At 38.2% G+C, this 18,874-nt stretch carries 14 protein-coding genes; all 14 read right to left on the reverse strand.

Features of this window, described 5'->3' with window-relative positions; translation table 11 throughout:
• Nucleotides 1-36 precede the first annotated feature (36 nt).
• The 14 genes from smc to rlmD all read right to left on the reverse strand — a co-directional run bounded on the left by smc (nt 37) and on the right by rlmD (nt 18,821).
• Nucleotides 37-3,594: a chromosome segregation protein SMC gene (gene smc, locus LEUM_RS07655; RefSeq protein WP_011680225.1), complete on the reverse strand. Its 3,558-nt coding sequence runs from the start codon at nt 3,592-3,594 to the stop codon at nt 37-39.
• Nucleotides 3,591-4,301 carry a ribonuclease III gene (gene rnc / locus LEUM_RS07660; protein WP_011680226.1) on the reverse strand — a complete coding sequence of 237 codons (711 nt, stop codon included), beginning with the start codon at nt 4,299-4,301 and terminating at the stop codon, nt 3,591-3,593. The genes smc and rnc overlap by 4 nt, the downstream gene beginning before the upstream one ends.
• Nucleotides 4,302-4,412: 111 nt before the next feature.
• Entirely contained in the window at nt 4,413-5,780 is a 1,368-nt protein-coding gene (glmM, locus tag LEUM_RS07665; RefSeq protein WP_011680227.1) for a phosphoglucosamine mutase, read from the reverse strand.
• Nucleotides 5,781-5,783: 3 nt separating this feature from the next.
• A complete protein-coding gene (locus LEUM_RS07670; protein ID WP_011680228.1) occupies nt 5,784-6,881 on the reverse strand; it encodes a CdaR family protein in 1,098 nt (365 codons plus the stop codon).
• Nucleotides 6,878-7,699 (reverse strand): diadenylate cyclase CdaA, encoded by an 822-nt coding sequence (cdaA, locus tag LEUM_RS07675; protein WP_011680229.1) that lies wholly within the window; start codon nt 7,697-7,699, stop codon nt 6,878-6,880. The genes LEUM_RS07670 and cdaA overlap by 4 nt, the downstream gene beginning before the upstream one ends.
• 6 nt (nt 7,700-7,705) lie before the next feature.
• Nucleotides 7,706-9,802, reverse strand: coding sequence for a Na+/H+ antiporter (locus LEUM_RS07680; protein WP_011680230.1), 2,097 nt, complete (start codon nt 9,800-9,802; stop codon nt 7,706-7,708).
• A 3-nt stretch (nt 9,803-9,805) separates the two neighbouring features.
• Nucleotides 9,806-10,684: a UDP-N-acetylmuramate dehydrogenase gene (murB, locus tag LEUM_RS07685; protein ID WP_011680231.1), complete on the reverse strand. Its 879-nt coding sequence runs from the start codon at nt 10,682-10,684 to the stop codon at nt 9,806-9,808.
• 190 nt (nt 10,685-10,874) lie between these two features.
• Entirely contained in the window at nt 10,875-11,288 is a 414-nt protein-coding gene (gene ndk, locus LEUM_RS07690) for a nucleoside-diphosphate kinase (RefSeq protein WP_010290736.1), read from the reverse strand.
• A 64-nt stretch (nt 11,289-11,352) separates the two neighbouring features.
• On the reverse strand, nt 11,353-11,874 hold the full coding sequence (locus LEUM_RS07695; protein ID WP_031296130.1) for a YehS family protein: 522 nt from the start codon (nt 11,872-11,874) through the stop codon (nt 11,353-11,355).
• Nucleotides 11,875-12,066: 192 nt separating this feature from the next.
• On the reverse strand, nt 12,067-12,294 hold the full coding sequence (locus LEUM_RS07700) for a CsbD family protein (RefSeq protein WP_011680232.1): 228 nt from the start codon (nt 12,292-12,294) through the stop codon (nt 12,067-12,069).
• 170 nt (nt 12,295-12,464) lie between these two features.
• On the reverse strand, nt 12,465-12,608 hold the full coding sequence (locus LEUM_RS10715; protein WP_011680233.1) for a hypothetical protein: 144 nt from the start codon (nt 12,606-12,608) through the stop codon (nt 12,465-12,467).
• A 162-nt stretch (nt 12,609-12,770) separates the two neighbouring features.
• Nucleotides 12,771-14,717 (reverse strand): DNA mismatch repair endonuclease MutL, encoded by a 1,947-nt coding sequence (mutL, locus tag LEUM_RS07705; RefSeq protein WP_011680234.1) that lies wholly within the window; start codon nt 14,715-14,717, stop codon nt 12,771-12,773.
• 4 nt (nt 14,718-14,721) lie between these two features.
• Entirely contained in the window at nt 14,722-17,286 is a 2,565-nt protein-coding gene (gene mutS / locus LEUM_RS07710) for a DNA mismatch repair protein MutS (protein WP_011680235.1), read from the reverse strand.
• A 140-nt stretch (nt 17,287-17,426) separates the two neighbouring features.
• A complete protein-coding gene (gene rlmD, locus LEUM_RS07715) occupies nt 17,427-18,821 on the reverse strand; it encodes a 23S rRNA (uracil(1939)-C(5))-methyltransferase RlmD (RefSeq protein ID WP_011680236.1) in 1,395 nt (464 codons plus the stop codon).
• Nucleotides 18,822-18,874: the final 53 nt, after the last annotated feature.

Genomic DNA, 18,874 nt, shown 5'->3' on the forward strand with positions numbered 1-18,874 from the left:
CTGAGCATATAGCTGTTTCTTAAACAAATTATACAATTATGAAACTGCTTCTTCCATTCGATCTAAATCAACTGAGACCATTTTTGACACGCCAGCTTCTTGCATCGTCACACCATATAACAAATTAGCATTCACCATCGTCCCCTTACGGTGCGTAATAACGATAAATTGTGTATCACCAGCAAATTCACGTAAATATCTAGCAAAACGCGCCACATTTGCTTCATCCAACGCAGCTTCGGCTTCATCAAGCACAACAAAAGGAACAGGGCGAACGTGCAAAATAGCAAATAACAGCGTAATCGCAGTCAATGCTTTTTCACCACCAGACAACAAACTCATTTGCTGGAACTTTTTACCAGGAGGTTGCGCTGTTATATCAATACCGGTTGTTAATAAATGGGCTGGATCTGTTAAGCTAATTTCTGCACGACCACCGCCAAACATTTTGGCATAAATATCTGAAAAATGTGCCGCAACTGCATCAAAAGTCTTTTTAAAACGAACTTGTACTTCCTTGTCCATTTCATCAATTGTTTGTAGCAGCGTTTCTTTAGCTGAGTTCAAATCATCGCGTTGTTTTGTCAAAAATTCAAATCGTGTTTTTACAGACTCATACTCTTCAATAGCTCCAATGTTAACATTGCCAATTTCATCTAAACTACGTTTAACTAAGCGCAACTGTTCGGTAATATTTTGGAAATCCATGTCAGCAACTTTTTGGTACAAAGCTTCCACATCGCCAACATCGTACTGCGTCAGTAATTGCGTTTGCAGATTTTCTATCTGTGTCTGCAAACGAGCCAAGTGCGCTGCAGACTGACTTTGTGATCCAATAAGCGTTCTCAAAGTCTCCTGTTGCGTTGCAAATTGCTCTTCCAAATCCGTGATGCTGTTCGTCAAAGCCACGATTTGTGTATTAATATTGTCATACTTTTCTTGTGTGGCATCAAGTTGATGCGACATATCATCAATTATACTTTGATTAGCTACATTACCTTGCGCTATAGCCAATTGTTTTTGCAGATTTTTTAAGTTTTCTTCTACAGTACTATGCTCTCTCTGTAGTTCATTACGTTGATTCTGTAATAAACTCAACTGGCCATTAATACTGTCAAGCTGAGCACCAACTGTTGCAAACTGAGTTTGCAACGTGGCTTTTTCTTCATTTGTTGATTGTGATTTTATTGAAGCTGTCTCTAAGTCATGAGCTAATTTGGCAGTCAGCTGTTCTTGATCCAGTTTTTGTTGTTCAATATTTTCGATTTTAGTACTAAACTCTACTATGCGATTTTTCAGTTCTAGTTGTTGTTCGCTTACTTCTTTCAATTCATATTCAATAGCTTGCACGGCTCTTTTTTGTTGCTTTATAGCATCCTGTTGCCGCGATAACTCATAATCAATTTTTTTAGTATCATTTTGAGCTGCTCGCAATGATTCTTGTGCCAAAAGTAGTTTTTCTTGTAACTGTTCACCAGTTGAACGTTTCAACTGCAGTGTTTCTTCTAATGTTCTTGCTTGAACAGATAATTCATCTGCACGTTCACTTAATTCAGCAATATCAGATTGACGACTCAATAAGGTTGCGCCACGTTTTTGAGTTGCGCCACCTGTCATAGAACCACCAGCATTAACAACTTGGCCACTTAGACTTACCACGCGAAAACGAAAATGTCCACGTTTGGCAATTTCAGTTGCTTGATTTAAATTTTCCGCCAAAACGGTTGTCCCTAATATGTTGGCTTTAATAGCAGACATTTCCTCAGGCATATCAATCAAATTCGCGGCAACTCCTATAAAACCATCCATGTGTTGCACTGCTTCCAGACCGCTTAAGTGACGTGATTTGATGGTATCCATTGGTAAAATTGTAACACGTCCCGCCCGGTTTTTTGTTAAATAAGAAATAACCTGCTTGGCCGTTGATGTATTATCTACTACAACCTGTTGTAACACACCACCTAATACGGTTTCAATTGCCAAAGCATAACGACTGGGAACGGTCATTAATTCAGCAATAACCCCTTTAATACCACTAAATTTTTCTAAAGTTTGTGGCTTCATCAGCGCGCGAACACCTTGATAAAAGCCAGCATACTCGTCTAATGAATTGAGTGCATCGCGATGACTACGTGCCTTGTTTAATTCATCTAATACCTTGTACCAATTTTGCTCTGTGGACTTATATATTTTTGCTGCATTACCAATGTCTTTCTTTAAATCTGCTACATTTTTTTCAAGTTCTGTAATGTTTACATCATTATGATCACTATTTGGTACTTTTTTGTTAAACGTTCTTTGAATAGCTGTTAACTCTTTGTTTTCATTATCAAGACGGACTGACAACACTTTTTGACGACTTTCTAGCTGCTGTAATAGCTTTTCGTCATTTTTTTGCGTGTTATGCAGTGTAGCTATATCCTGCATTGTTTGAATATAATGATGTCGATTTACTTCAATTTTGCTTTGTATTTCACGTTGTAACTCAACTTGTACACTTGTATCGAATTGTCCCAGACTAATTTTTAGTTGTTGGTATTGTTTTTGTAACCCATCATTTTGTTTTTCTACTTGGCTAATTTGTTCATCTAATTTCCGAACACGATTTTGTAAATCAAACTCTTGTTTTTTAGCACTTTCAACATCTCTATTTAGCGTTGAAATTTGCTGTGCTCCTAAATTTTTAGCGCCAATCAAACGTTCACGTTTTTGAGTACACTCTAGAATTGTAGCCTGTAAGCTATCTCGTGACAATTGTGCACTAACACGTTCTTGACGTTTGTCCAATAATTTTTTATTGACAACATCTAGTGCTAGCTTCGTCTGGTTAACACGTTTGTCATGTGTTTCTACTTGTTTGGTCGTTGATGATATTTGACCATTAAGATCATGAATTGACCATGCCAATCGCGCCTTGTCTAACGTATCAAAACGTTCTTTTTGAGCTAAATAATCTGTTGCTTCTGCCGCCTGCTCCGCTAATGGATCAATTCGACTTTCAATCTCATGAATAATATCTGCCACACGTGACAAATTATCACTTGTCTGGGTTAATTCTTTTTGCGCCTTTTCTTTATTTTGCTTGTATTTATACACGCCGGCGACTTCTTCAATAATGCCGCGTCGATCTTCAGGTTTTGCATTGAAAATACTTTCAACTCGTCCTTGGGATATTATTGAAAAACTTTCACGTCCCAAACCAGTATCCATAAACAATTCATGAATATCTCTCAACCGGCTCTCAACACCATTAATTAAATAGGAACTTTCACCTGATCGATACAACTTTCGCGTAATTCGAATTTCATTAAAATCAGATTGTACATAGTGATCAGAATTATCAAAAGTAATTGACACTTCAGCGCGATTCAACGCACCACGTTTATCGGTACCACCAAAAATAACGTCGGACATCTTTGTCCCACGCAAATCTTTGGCAGATTGTTCACCCATCACCCATTGAATCGCTTCAATGATGTTTGATTTTCCTGAACCGTTAGGTCCAATAATACCGGTCATCCCCGGCATTAGTTCAATCATTGTCTTATCAGCAAATGATTTAAATCCGCTAATTTCAAGTGATTTTAGTTTCATAAGTTGACATTATCTTCCAGTATTTTTAGTGCTGCTCTGGCAGCTGCTTTTTCAGCATCTTTGATGGATTTACCAGTACCACGCGCTAATTCTTTGTCATTAGCGGAGACACTCGCTTCAAATAATTGGGTATTATCTGATAATTGTTCCTCTTTTTCGGTCTGATAATCAATATCCACAGACCCTTTGGTCTGTAATCGCTCTTGTAATCGGCTTTTAAAATCAATAAAACGATCAAAAAAGTCTGTATCAATTGCTGCAAATAATGTTTGATTTAAGAATTGTCTAACGACATCTGCCCCTTGATCTAGATACAATGCACCAATAAAAGCTTCCCAAATATCTTCAAGCAATGAGTCGCGATCCCGCGCCCCGCTCATCTCTTCACCTTTTCCTAAACGAATACCTTCGTTTAAATGAACCATGCGTGAGAAATGCGCAAATGATCTTGTTTGAACCATTGCAATACGCATTTCGGTCAATTGACCTTCATGCCAGTCAGGATAGCGCTTAAACAAATACTCAGCAACAATCATTTGCATGACAGAGTCACCTAGAAACTCCAGACGCTGGTAGTCGCGACCTTTTTCGTCCGGATGTTCATTCAAATAGTTGCGTTGCGTTAAAGCTTCTGTTAATAAGCTTTCGTCATTAAATGAGATATTAAATTTTTTTAAAATGTATGATTTAAAACTGTCTTGTGACACGTTATTTTCCTTTTAAAGCGTAGTCTATAGTATATTATATCAAAAAAGTGGCCATACTTTTCGAAAAGTTATAGCCACTCAATCTAAAGATCATAGTAGTAATCGTATGCTTTATAGTCCAGATTTTTCACGAACAACATTTGCGATGGATTCAGTATACTTTTCCACTAACTCTTGCGTTGGTGCTTCCACCATGACACGTAGTAAAGGTTCTGTTCCTGAAGGGCGGACTAATACTCGACCGTCCCCTGCCATCTGTGCTTCAACCTCAGCAATTTTGGCAATAACATCAGGATCATGCTGAATTTCTTCTTTATCAGCGACAGTTATATTCACTAATTTTTGTGGATAAATATGAACAGGAGCTGCCAGTTCAGATAGCTTCTTTCCCGTCTCTTTCATTACATATAACAATTGTAGAGCCGTTAGTAAGCCATCTCCAGTTGTTGCCCAATCACGAAAAATAATGTGACCAGACTGTTCGCCACCAAGATTATGGTCCGATTTAATCATTTCTTCCATAACATAGCGGTCACCGACTGCTGTTTTGATACTAGTCATATCATTTTCTGCCAACGCCTTATAGAAACCAATATTACTCATTACTGTTGAGACAACTGCATTGTGCTTTAAACGCCCTTGTTCATTTAAGAATTTTCCAGTGATAAACATAATTTTATCACCATCAACAATCTCACCATTTTCATCAACAGCAATTAATCGATCCCCATCACCATCAAATGCTAGACCTGCTTGTACATCATTTTCTTTTACAAGTTCAGCAAGCGCCGCTGGATTAGTAGATCCAACGCCATCATTAATATTTAGCCCATTTGGTTCTGTTCCTAATGTTACGAAATCTGTTCCCAAATCCGCAAACAATCGTGCTAATAAACCGCTGGTAGCGCCATTAGCACCATCAAGAGCAATTCGCATACCATTAAGGTCTGTTGGAATTGTTTTTTGAAGAAATTCTAGGTACTTTTGAACGCCTTCCGGATAATTATTAACGACACCTAATCCATCAGCACTGGGACGAGGTAGTGTATCTTCTGATTCATCTAATAATTGTTCAATTTCATATTCTAATTGGTCAGATAATTTGAAACCATCATTTCCAAAGAATTTTATGCCATTGTCAGCTGCCGGATTATGTGAAGCTGTAATCTGCACACCAGCGTCTGCCTCTAAATTTTGAACCAGAAAAGCTACAGCTGGCGTAGTAATAACGCCTAACCGCAGCACATCAATACCAACTGATAAAAATCCTGCAATAATGGCTTGTTGTAACATTTCGCCTGAAATTCGAGTATCACGACCTACAATAACAACTGGTTTCTTGTTTTCATCGTTGGCATGCCTGGTTAATATTGCACCACCTGTACGACCAAGACGAAAAGCAAGCTCAGGTGTAAGTGTTTTATTTGCAACACCTCTTACACCATCGGTTCCGAAATATTTAAGATTAAATTCTGACATATTTTACTGTCCTTTAGTTTCTGATGTTGTGCTTGCACTACTTTGAGTACTACTACTTGTACTGCTTGTTGATTCAGAGGATGATGAAGATGATGAACTAGAGCTGCTGCTCGTGCTCCCCGTCGAACTGCTACTTGTTGAGCTGGTGTTTGACGGTGTAATAGTTACTTTTACTTTTGAAACACTATATTCAACAATCCCTGTTTGTGTAGGAATCTCTATAGTACGCGTTGTTTTATTGCTAATATTTCCAACATCCACTGGTATATTAATAGTGTCCACCGATTTAAGTATATCAGAAGAACCATATGCCGTCACCGTTTTTGGATCAAATGTAATCGTATAGTCATCACTGTCACCATTGTTTATTGTTGCGCTCAAATTCATTTTTTTACTGTCTTCAGGTTCTACATCTAACGTGACATTCGCCGTTGGATCACTAATATTAACCTCAACTGCATTACCATCTTTATCTCGTGCAACAAGTTTGACAGATTGTGAGACAGACTGTTTAACACCACTATCAAGTGACACTTTGGCATCAACATAACTCACAGCTTCGACGTTAGCCTTAGGTCCTGAAATCGTGACATTTTTTGGATCTGATGTTGTATCTCCAACCGTGTATCCGGTCGCAATCTTACTTTTATCGAAACTAACCTGCACCGGCAGTTTTGCCGATTTCTTTTGGGAAATTGTCACCGTGACTGTTTGTGGCGTTACCGTAGATGTTAGGGAAGAGTTAACGCCTCGTAAAGCCACCTTAACATTGTGCTTACCAACACCTAAGCTACGTAAATCTACGCTAGCTTGAATGTCATTATGACTCTGTGCAGCTGTCACCAGTGGTCCCGATCCCTCAATACCAACCTTAACTGTTGACGGTGCGCCGATAACAACATATTTATCTGAATCAACTTGTAAATTTAAAGGTACCTTTAGGGTAGCCCTTTTTTCTGGAATCAACGTTGAAAAATTTGTTGACCCTCCATTGTTAGTAGCAGTACCTTGTTTCGTACTAGAAACATAAGCGGCAAGTAAAATAGCGATAACTAAGGAAACCACCAAATTAACGATTTTAGACTGTCCTATTTTTTTCATTTTGAACGTCCTCCAATCTTTTGCCACCAGTGTTTGTCATTTTCTTCGTCAATTTGCACCAAAAATTGATGTTCAAAAAAGTTCATGTAAGACTCTTGGTCCATATTGCGAAGTAAATCCCCCCCTTGAGTGATCGATATTTCCCCTGTTTCTTCAGAAACAACCACTGTAATTGCATCACTTGCTTCACTAATACCAACAGCAGCCCGATGACGTGTTCCCAGTTCCTTTGGTATTCGCGTACTTTCTGATAATGGTAAATATGCTGCAGCAACAGCAATGCGATCATCATCAATAATCACGGCACCATCATGTAAAGGTGTGTTAGGAATAAACGTATTAATTAATAACTGACCGGTAATGTAGGCATCTAACTTTATGCCAGTTTTGATATATTCATCTAAACTACCATCACGTTTTATCGTAATTAAGGCACCTATTCGCCGTTTAGACATGTACTGCAAAGCATCATCTAGACTCTTAATGAGTTGATGTTCTTTAGAATTATCCACACGAGCACGTCGAATAACCAAACGTCGTCCCAAGCTTTCTAATCCTCGTCGAATCTCTTGTTGGAAAATAACTACCACTGCTATTGGAGCCCATGTAATTATTTGATCCATAATCCATGATAGGGTTACTAAACCAAGGTACCAACTCACTACCTTAACCAAAATAACGAAGCCTACTCCAAACAATATCTGCAAAGCGCGGGTTCCTTCGACAAATTGAATGAGCTTATACAAAATAAACCATATAATAGCGATGTCAATGACATGCATTAGGTTATTAAATGTAAAATATAGTAGAATATTCATACTTAGCTATTCCTCATCCCTTCCTGCTAGAGCAGCTGTTTCGGCATAATTGATAAACTGACGTATGTTCACGCCTGCTTGTCTTGAAATACGCCCTTGTTCATAAAGTTGTTGAATCGTTTCACGTTCCACATTTAATGCTTTGATTTCCAATTCCATTCGATATCTATCATCTAATTCACGTTGTTCTGGTGTATCGGGATGACGTTCTTTTTCAATCTGATTACGATAAAATATAATCAAATTATAAGCCGCTTGGCGTTCCATTCGATGTGAAACAGTATCACCTGTATACTTTTCCATATATTCAGACAAAGATTGAATGGCTTCCTTGGCCATTTCTTTAGTGGCCATTGAACTTTCTTCACGAAATTGGTCGGTTGACTCATCCGAAATCCAAATCCGAATACTTCTTAGCGTACGCCGCCACAATATAATAATCCACTGGGTAGATAAATGATAGTGTTTATCAGAATCAATCATATTCTCTAGACGATCTAAACGTCGATTTTGAGAAGAATAAGTTAGTATAGATATTTTTTCATCGGCTAGCAGTTGACGTAAGCAATTTCGTTGCGCTTCCAATGCGACGCGTCGCAATTCTCGATCATCTTCAATATTAACTTTATGATCATTACTTTTGTTTAACTGTCGATAAATCTGGTCAATAATTTGTTGTTTTCTACCAATTAATTCATAGACAATAATTCTATTATGATCATTTTGTTGCTCACGGAGAACTTGTATACCAATTCGAATGGAAAATATTCTCGCTTGTGCCTCGGTTAAATCAACTTTAGATTCATGGGTACTTGATGTTTCAACTTCGCCCACTTCTGGTTGTGTAAAATCATGTGTGGTTCGTTGTTTGGTAACAATTGGCAACATAATTGTGGCCACCAACAGACTAATAATCACCACTACTGCCGCCACAAAAACGAGTAAATTACGTTGTGGAAAAGCCGATCCGTCTGCAATAGTCGATGGAACAGTTAGAACAGCGGCCATTGTAACCGCACCACGAACACCAGTAAGGCCCGATATGATTGCCATTCTAAAAGAAATGGCGCGTTCCTTATGTTTTAAATGATATGTAATTTGCGTGCCGTAAGCCCAAAATGTACGAATAGTAAATATGATAAACCAAACGGCAACACCATAAAAGATGGCCATACCCGTATGAACCTGCGTACTACGCACAATATCTTTCATGGCAGCAGGAAGTTCAATACCTAGTAAGATAAAAATTGTGCCATTTAGCAAATAAACAAATACTTCCCAAGTACGTACTGTGACCACATTTATTTCAGGTGAACGCGCATTCATATGCTGATCGCTCAAAATTTTCGATAAAACGCCACCAGCCACAACTGCAATTACACCAGAGGAGTGAAAAATGTCCTCAGCAACCCAATAAATAACGAATGGCATTAACAAAGTCACAACCGTATGGAAAACCACATCATTCAAGCCAACACGATCAAAAGAGTCACGTAGCCAGCTAACAAAACTACCAAGAATTAGCCCAACAGCTAATCCGACAATAGTCATCCAAAAGAAGTTTCCAATGGCTTCACCAATTAGAAAAGTACCTGCGATGGTGGCTTTAATCGCCGTATTAAAACTAACCAACCCACTCGCGTCGTTGATTAAACTTTCTCCTGAAACAATATGCATCACATTTTCCGGAAGCTTCACACGCCGAGCAATGGCTTGCACAGCCACCGGATCAGTTGGTGATATCACAGCCGCTAGGGCCAAAGCCACTGATTTTGGTAGTTGAGGCATTAATAGGTGCATTAAAAATCCACCGACTAACGTTGTTAAGATAACCAAAATAATTGAATTACCTAAAATCGGCCCACGTAATTCCCAAAGTTCATGTTTTGGAAAACGCCATGCATCGTTAAACAATAATGGTGCTATAAACAATAGCATAAACCACTCTGAATCAACTTCAACGTAAATACCACATACCAGTGCTAGAAAGAGACCAATCGCAATCTGAAATAAACTGATAGGTATCTCAGGTATAAAATGCGACACAATGTTAGAGATGGTTACCGCAACAATTAATATTACAATTAATTCTAATATTGCCATTCCTTAACGCTCTCCCATTATTCTGACTTCTGTTTCTAAATGCACACCAAATTTTTCATACACTGTTTTTTGTACATAATGAATTAAATCCTCATAGTCATTACCGGTGCCATGTGCGATATTGACCATGAATCCCGCATGCTTTTTGGAAACTTCAACACCGCCGCGGCGGACACCTTGTAATTTAGAATCCATAATCAATTTACCTGCAAAGTAACCTTCTGGCCGCTTAAAAACGGAGCCATTCGATGGATAATTTAGTGGTTGTTTATTAGCACGTTTAAAATTATTTTCATCCATTCGTGTCCTGATAGCAGTGCAACTATCTGGTTGCAATTCAAAAGTCGCACTAATTATAATGCCACCGTTGCTCTGGAAAACAGATTTTCGGTAACCAAATTCCAATGCCTTTTTTTCAAAATTTTGCAGAGTGCCATCTGGCATTAAAGCAGTGACAGATGACACAACCATATCAACTTGCCCCCCATAAGCGCCTGCATTCATGAATACAGCTCCGCCAACTGACCCTGGAATTCCTGCGCCCCACTCTAAACCACTCAGCCCATGTTCAAACGCTTGCTCAGTTACCCAAATTAAATCAGCACCAGCTGATGCTACGATTTTATTTTGATCCACAACGACGTCCCGTAAATCATGTAGTAAGATGGATAGTCCCCGTAGACCACCATTGCGAACGATTAAATTGGATAGCCGACCAAAAACTTGCACAGGCATGCCTAACTCTTTAGCCCAGTTCACCAGTACTTTCAATTCATGAATACTTTTGGGGATGGCTAAATAATCAACCAATCCACCAGCTTGCGTATAAGCATATGGTGCTAGTGAATGATTCTCTAGTATTTCAATATTTTCTAATTGCATTAAATTTTGTCTCCAAGTCCATATGTACTATTTTACCAAACTTTAGGTAATTCTTTAAAATTATGTTAAATCGCTAATATATTATTGAAAAAACAAAATAAAAAAGCGCCCAAGTGGATTTAAATCAATTCCCGTGAGTGCTTAATCAATTCACTTTAACTATTAAAAACATCATTCATCTTACGCTGCGTTACGCAAACCATAATTTGATTTCATATTCGGCCGCTTCAACACTGTCCGAACCATGAACGATATTCATAACAGCTTCCCCTTCCCATTCACGACCTAAATCACCACGAATGGTTCCCGGTGCAGCTAGTGTTGGATTGGTCGTTCCCATAATTGTTCGCCAGCCCGATACAATGTTGGTTCCTTCTCCAATCATCGCAATAACCGGGCCCAAAGTCATATACTGCACTAACGAAGGATAAAATGATTTGCCCACATGTTCAGCATAATGCTTTGCTAGTAATTCAGGAGTAGGTTGTACCATTTTCATCGCTTTAATCGCATAGCCTTTATGCTCAATTCGCTGAATAATCTCACCAATTTTGCCACGCGAAACGCCATCCGGTTTAATCATCATAAAAGTACGTTCTACCATATATTTCCTCCTTACAATTAAGTCTCTAACTTAATTGTACACATATATGAAAACGTTCACAATACTACTTTCTTGCTGTGCGTTTGACATCCTCAGGACGGTACTCCATGGCCATCCCTTTTAAAATATTACGAAGATAGCGATCACCAGCCGGTTTATAATTTCGATGATCCGGTCGACGCAATATTGCACTTAACTCACTATTAGAAATTTGAATACCTGCCGTTTTTAAGAAACCAATTAAATCATCACTAGTATAGGCCATCGCAATTTTCAATTTTTTGATAACAACATTATTTATCGCTGCCTCGTTGACCATATCAAATGTTGGTGGAACAGGCTTTAAATCGGGACCAATTTTTTCACCACGTTGTGAAATAATCAAGCCATTCATAAATGATTCAAGTATTTTTGTAGCGACCTTCTCATCACGTTTCGTATCTTCTGCTTGTTTTGTCAATAGATTGTGTAATTGATCTTCATCTATTGTTACGCCACCAAATTTAAAAATTTTGATCATATCAGCATCTTTTATGTTGAGTGCGTAACGTAAACGAATAATTATATCATTATTGTTAAAAGCCATTGTTGTAGAACCTAGTAAATAGAAAATATATTGTCCAAATGTCAACTATTTTTCTCTATTATTTTCCTTTTATTTTTCTCTTCAAACTACCCTGTAGAAAAGACAGTTGTATCCGTAAGTCTAATTATACCATACAAAAAAGGCCGATCAGAATTCCCTAGCCAGCCTTTTTGATATGCAATTGTAAACTTATTATTTTTCTGGATTATCTTTTTTATTTTTCAAAGCATCTTTTACGGCATCGACATCGTCATGGGCAACATCTCGAACCTTTTGTACATCATCTTTGGCTTCGCCCTTAACATTTTGGGTCTTACCTTCGACTTCACGTGCTTTATCACCGGTAATTTTTCCTTCAAGTTCTTTTGCCTTACCAGCAATTTTATCTTTAGCATTATCAAACTTTTCTTCAAATGACATGAGCGTCCTCCTTGAATGATATTCGATGTTGTCTGATAAGTATAACGCAACTGTAAGCGCTTGTAAAAGCATATGCCTCGCACAAATCATTTTTTTCCCAAAGCCATGTGCTGTGAATAAATATTCGAGGCAAAATCATCCCCAGATTTTATGTAAAGAGCATTAAGAGGTTACTTCTTATGTTCCATAGGAACACTATCATGTTTGAAGTCTTCAATTGAATTTTTAACAACTTGCTTACTATTGTCTTTAATAATTTTAGTATTTTTTTTAACATTATTTTTTGTCTGATTTAATTTTGTATTCAATGCCATTACAATTTCTCCCATCAATTGTTTGAAATCATATTTTATCGAATAATTTTGAGTTACGCAAGTGAAAAATTAATCCATTTTTACTTTATTAAATAATAATGTGATAACAAATCTATCCCAAAAAATATGAAGTAACTAGAAAAACTAATGTGTTACAAATGGTTAATATGGATGGTTATCATATTCCTCCCATGCCTCATGTGAATCTTGAATGCGTTTAAACATTTTTTCCATTTCAGTTAGTGTAAATGACGTCACCACTGGACGACCATGAGGACAATTATAAGGGTTCTCAGTCGAGGCAAGTGATTCGAGCAACGTCCGGGCTTGTAAGTCGCTCAAATGCATGTTGGCACGGACTGAGCGTTTACAGCTCATCATAATTGCTGTACGTTCACGAAATTCGGCAACTGTCAAATTACCGTCTCGTAATATCCAATCAACCATTTCTTTAATCGTTTCAGTCTCTTGGCCCTTTTCAAACCATGTTGGATGTTCACGGACAATTACTGTTGTTGGCCCGAATGGTTCTAGCGTCAAGCCAATAGCCTCTAATTCGGCTTCCTTATCGGCAATCTTCAACATATCAGCTACAGAATAGTTAATGGTGATTGGCACTAACATTCGTTGCTTATCCGTGCCAACCTGACCAATTTCTTTTCGATAATATTCATACTTCACACGTTCTTGTGCAGCATGTTGGTCAATCAAATAGAATCCTTCGCTACTTTGAGCAAACAAAAACGTACCATGCATTTGTCCAATATATTCTAGGCTGGGAAATCCGCTCGGTTTCTTTGGTGAAATGTCTAATTCTTCTTGGGTTGGTATATCTGGCTTATTATAGCTGGATATATCTTCAGAAACTTGCACAGTTATTTCATCATCAAATATTGGTAAGTTAGGTTCGTGAGCATATTTTTGAGTAAACTCATTAACTGCATGGTTCATCAAATCTGCCTCTTGATTGATGACCACTTCATTGCTATCCATACCTGTATTGATTGCAATAGTCTGTTCCATATCTGGCTTAGCCCATGGTGCTACTTGCTTTGGTGCTGGTGGCTCAATTTTGTTAGTCTGAGCCTGTCCATATAGATTTTCATAAGCATCTGGAATTAAATTTTCATCAGCAAAGCAAGATTTAATAGTATCAATAATTAATGCTGATAGTTCGGCTTCTTTTGATAATCGAATTTCAGCTTTTTGCGGATGTACGTTAACATCAACTAATAAAGGATCTGTATTGATGTTGATGACACCCATTGGAAAACGACCAACCATCAGCTTTGACCCATATCCACGAATAACTGCATTTGATACGGAAAAATTTTTAATAAAACGGCCATTAACCAATATCGTTAAGTAATCCCGCGAACCTCGCGTGAGTTCTGGTAATGACACAAACCCTGTAATATTAAAATCATCATCTTCGCCAGTAATTGCACGCATTTTTTGCGCAACGTCACGTCCATATATCGCAGCGATAACACGTTGCTGATTACCATCCCCATTTGTTTGCAAAATATTACGTCCATCAGCAGTTACAGTGAAGGCAACATTCGTATATGACAACGCAATACGATTCATAATATCAGCGATACGAGACAACTCTGTTTGCGGCCGTTTCAAGTATTTTAATCTAGCTGGGGTATTGTAAAATAGATCTCTAACAGAAACTACCGTTCCTCGCCGGCCGTTGGCTGGCGTTGCAGAAACTTGCTTGCCACCTTTGATATGATACATGATCCCACTTGGCGCATCTTGAGTAGTGGTATTCAGTGTTACATCAGAAATAGCTGCTATCGACGGCAAAGCTTCTCCACGGAATCCAAGAGACATAATATTAAACAAATCGTGTCGATTGCTAATTTTACTAGTAGCATGCCTAGTAAAAGCTAACGGTACATCTTCTGGGTTAATTCCTTCACCATTATCGACAACACGAATTAATGACTCACCGGCTTCTTCTACGATGACATCAATTTGTGTTGCCCCTGCATCAATAGCATTTTCAACTAATTCTTTTACAACACTGGCTGGACGCTCAATGACCTCACCAGCGGCAATTTGGTTAGCTAATAAATTTGATAATTCATGTATGCGCACTGTCTTACTTCCTCAATTTTTGTAATTCTGCCAATACATTTAATGCTTCTAGCGGTGTCATTGTTGATATGTTGATGCTATCTAATTTTTGAAATAATGTTTCTGTTTTAGGATCAACATCCGAAACATTGAACAATGCCACTTGCTCAGACAACCCTGAAGCTTTTGGTTCAGGTACTAATGCTTCTTGATTTTCTAATCCTGATAAAATCGTTGTTGCATTTGCAATTAATTCGTCAGGCAATCCGGCTAGTGCAGCAACGTGAATGCCATACGATTTATCAGCTGGTCCTTGTTGAATCTGATGCAAGAAGTGTAACTCACCCGATTCATCTTCAACAGCGCCCACATGAACATTTTTAATATTTTCATGTTTGTCTGCCAATGCCGTTAACTCATGATAATGGGTTGAAAATAATGTTTTAGCATGTACATGAGCATCTAAATATTCAATGATGGCTTGAGCTAATGCCATACCATCATAAGTTGCCGTGCCTCGACCTAATTCATCAAATAATATTAATGAGTGCGCGCTGGCTTCTTGCAATGCTAGGTTGGCTTCCGCCATTTCGACCATAAATGTCGATTGACCCATTGCCATATCATCATTGGCGCCAATACGGGTAAATATTTGATCAAATATTGGTAATACGGCACTTTCGGCCGGAACAAAACTGCCCATTTGACCCAAAATAACAATCAACGCTAACTCCCGCATATAGGTTGATTTTCCAGCCATATTAGGCCCCGTGATCAATTGCATTGCCGTATTTTGATCCAAATTCACATCATTAGCAACAAACTCACCGGCTTCTAATATTGCTTCAACCACTGGATGGCGTCCCTGCTTAATATTAATTATATTATCGTCAGTAAATGTGGGACGAACAAAGCGATTATTGTCAGCAACATCTGCTAAGCTTGCTAGAACGTCTAATTGCGCTACCTGTCGTGCCAACTTTTGTAAACGAGAAATATTTGCTTTAACACGCTCACGAATCGTAATGAACAATTCGTATTCACGCTCGGTTCTTTTGAGTTGCGCTTCGTTAATTAAACGCTCGTGCTCCTTCAGTTCAGGCGTAACAAACCTTTCAGCATTAGTCAGGGTCTGCTTACGTTCATAGCGCCCTTCTTCTAACTTACTAACATTTGCACGAGATACTTCAATGAAAAATCCAAAGTTTTTATTGTACTTAACTTTCAATGAATTAATGCCAGTTGCAGCACGCTCATCGGATTCTAATTGTGCCAGCCATTTCTGATTTTGACTCAAAACGTTACGATATTCATCGATTTTTGAATCAAATCCATCATTGATGATATCGCCCTCACGGATGCTAATCGGAGGGTCATCAACAATTGCTTCATCAATCAATCCAGCTAAATCACTCATATCTTCTAGTCGTTGACTAGCATGATTTAAAATACCTTGGCTTGAGGACAGAACGGACTTCATACCTGGAATTGCAGATAATGATCGCTTTAATTGTACTAATTCTCGGGCGTTCATCGTGCCCATAGCAGCACGAGCTGCTAAACGTTCCAAATCATATACTGATTTCAAATGATCTTGTAGCGCGCCACGTACAAAAAATTCATTTTGAAATGCTTCAATCACATCTAAACGTTCATTGATGTCTTCTGTATCCCGAAGTGGACGCAGCAACCATTGTTTTAGTAACCGACCTCCCATAGCGGTTTTAGTTTCATCAATTAGACCAAGTAAGGAACCTGCTTTCTTTTTTGTCCTTGCGTTTTTTACAAGATCTAAATTAGTCCGTGTATCTTGGTTGAATTTCAAATAAGCCAAGCGTTCATAATTTTGAGCCGGAATAATATGATCCAAATTACGGCGCTGGGTGTCAAATATATAGTTTAATAAAATAGTGGTTACTTGTGCTTCATTTTCATGTACCAAAGGCTGTGTCAAAAAACTAACTGTAGCATTAACATTTACGTCAGATTGAGTAGAAATTACCAATCCCCGTTCAGCAAGCTTATTAGCTATCCCTAGTTCTGTTGTTTCATCATCTTTTAATAACACAATTTCTTTAACTTCAAGTGAACTGAGCTCATCAATTACATCGCTAAAGCGCTTTAGTGTTGTGGTTTTTAATTCACCCGTTGATAAATCAATATAACTCAAAAAATAACGATTATCTCGTGGCAATACCGCAGCCAAATAATTATTTTGCTTATCATTACCCATGCCACTATTAAGCTTTGTCCCCGGGGTAATGAGTTGCACCACATCACGCTTCACCATTCCCTTTGCAGTGGCAGGATCTTCCATTTGCTCCACTATAGCAACTTTGTGTCCTTGATCAACTAAAATATCAATATAATTCTGAGCAGCATGGTGTGGAATGCCAGCCATTGGTACCGGATTTTCAGAATTTTTATTACGTGCTGTTAATGTTAGCTCCAACAATTTTGCGCCAAGCACTGCATCATCTTCAAATAACTCATAAAAATCACCCAAACGATAAAACACGAATGCGTCAGGATATTGACTTTTAATCTCATGATATTGCACCATCATTGGTGTTTCAGCAACTTTAGCCATGTTGAATACCTCTTTCTATACACTACATTTTAACATATCAAATAAACATTTCTGTGACACACTGAAAAATGCAGCGCACATCTGCTATGAAAGGACAATCTCATAGTGATGCGTACCGCATATTGTTTGGATCTAAATTATTAATTTTCAGCTTTTTTGAAAACTGTAATGCTTTCAACGTGAGTTGTTTGTGGGAATTGATCCAGTGGTTGAACTGCACCTTCGATTTCAAATCCTGCAGCCAAAATTTGAACAGCATCACGCGCAAGTGTTGCTGGGTTGCAACTTATATATACAAATTTTTCAGGATTCATTGCTTTAACTGCATCAATCAATTCTTGTGTTAACCCTTTGCGTGGTGGATCAACAAAGACAACATTTGGCTTTAATCCTTCATCCGCCCATTTTGCCATTTGCTCTGGTGCGTCAGCCAATACAAATTCGGCATTTGTAATTTGATTATTTTTGGCGTTTTTTTCAGCATCTTCAATTGCTCCTTCAACAACATCAACACCATATATTTTTTTCACTTTATCCGCAACAGATAACGTAATTGTTCCAATACCAGAATAAGCGTCAACAACAACATCAGTCGGTTTCAAATTAGCCTTTTCAGCTGCGAGCGCATACAAGGTCGAAGTGGTTTGAGGATTGACCTGATAGAAAGAGTTTGGCCCAATAACAAAGTCTTTACCCATTAATTGATCGTGAATATCGTCTTCACCCCAAATCGTTTCATTCCATTGTCCCATAATCACATTGGTATCGTGATTATTGATATTGTGGATAACACTCTTTAATTCAGGTAGTTTTGCACTGAGTTTTTCGGCAATTAAGTCGCTATTAGGCAGCTTTTTAGTATTCGTGATGATAACAACCATTAATTCATGTGAATAATAGCCCCGTCGTGCCATAATATGACGAATAACGCCTTTTTTAGTTTCTTCTTCATACGCGGAAACACCTAATTCACGTAAAATGTCTCGCGTAATACGAACTGCTTCATCAACCTTGGGATCTTGAATATAAAAATCTTCAATTGGCACTAAACGATGTGACCCACGACGATAAAAACCTGTTTCTAATTTACCATTTATCATTTGCACAGGTACTTGTGCCTTATTACGGTACCCTGTTGGATTTTCCATACCAATAGTCGGCGCCACATCAACATCTACATTAACCTTTTTAAATAATTCTTCAATTTGATGCTGTTTAAACGCCAGTTGTGCCTCATATTTCAAATTGGCTAGCGGTGCAATGCCTGTGGTAATTGCTATTTTGTTGGCATTTTGAACGCGATTTTCGGATTCCTGAATACGTCTTGTTACACGCCCAAATGCGTAGCTTTTTAGTACTTTTGTGACACTCACGCGGACAATTTCTCCCGGAATAGCATCAACTACAAATATCGGAAAATTATCAACCTTAACAACACCCATGCCTTGATATGTAATATCAATCACGGTTGCTTCAATTTCCTGATTTTTAGCTACTGGTGCTTTGGTTTTATATACTCGATTAGCTTTCGCCATAATGATTTGCTTCTTTCTTGCGCCTTTTGACACGCACTTTAAAATGAGAATAA

Origin of the sequence: Leuconostoc mesenteroides subsp. mesenteroides ATCC 8293 (genome assembly GCF_000014445.1) — a bacterium.
Taxonomy (GTDB): Bacteria; Bacillota; Bacilli; order Lactobacillales; family Lactobacillaceae; genus Leuconostoc; species Leuconostoc mesenteroides.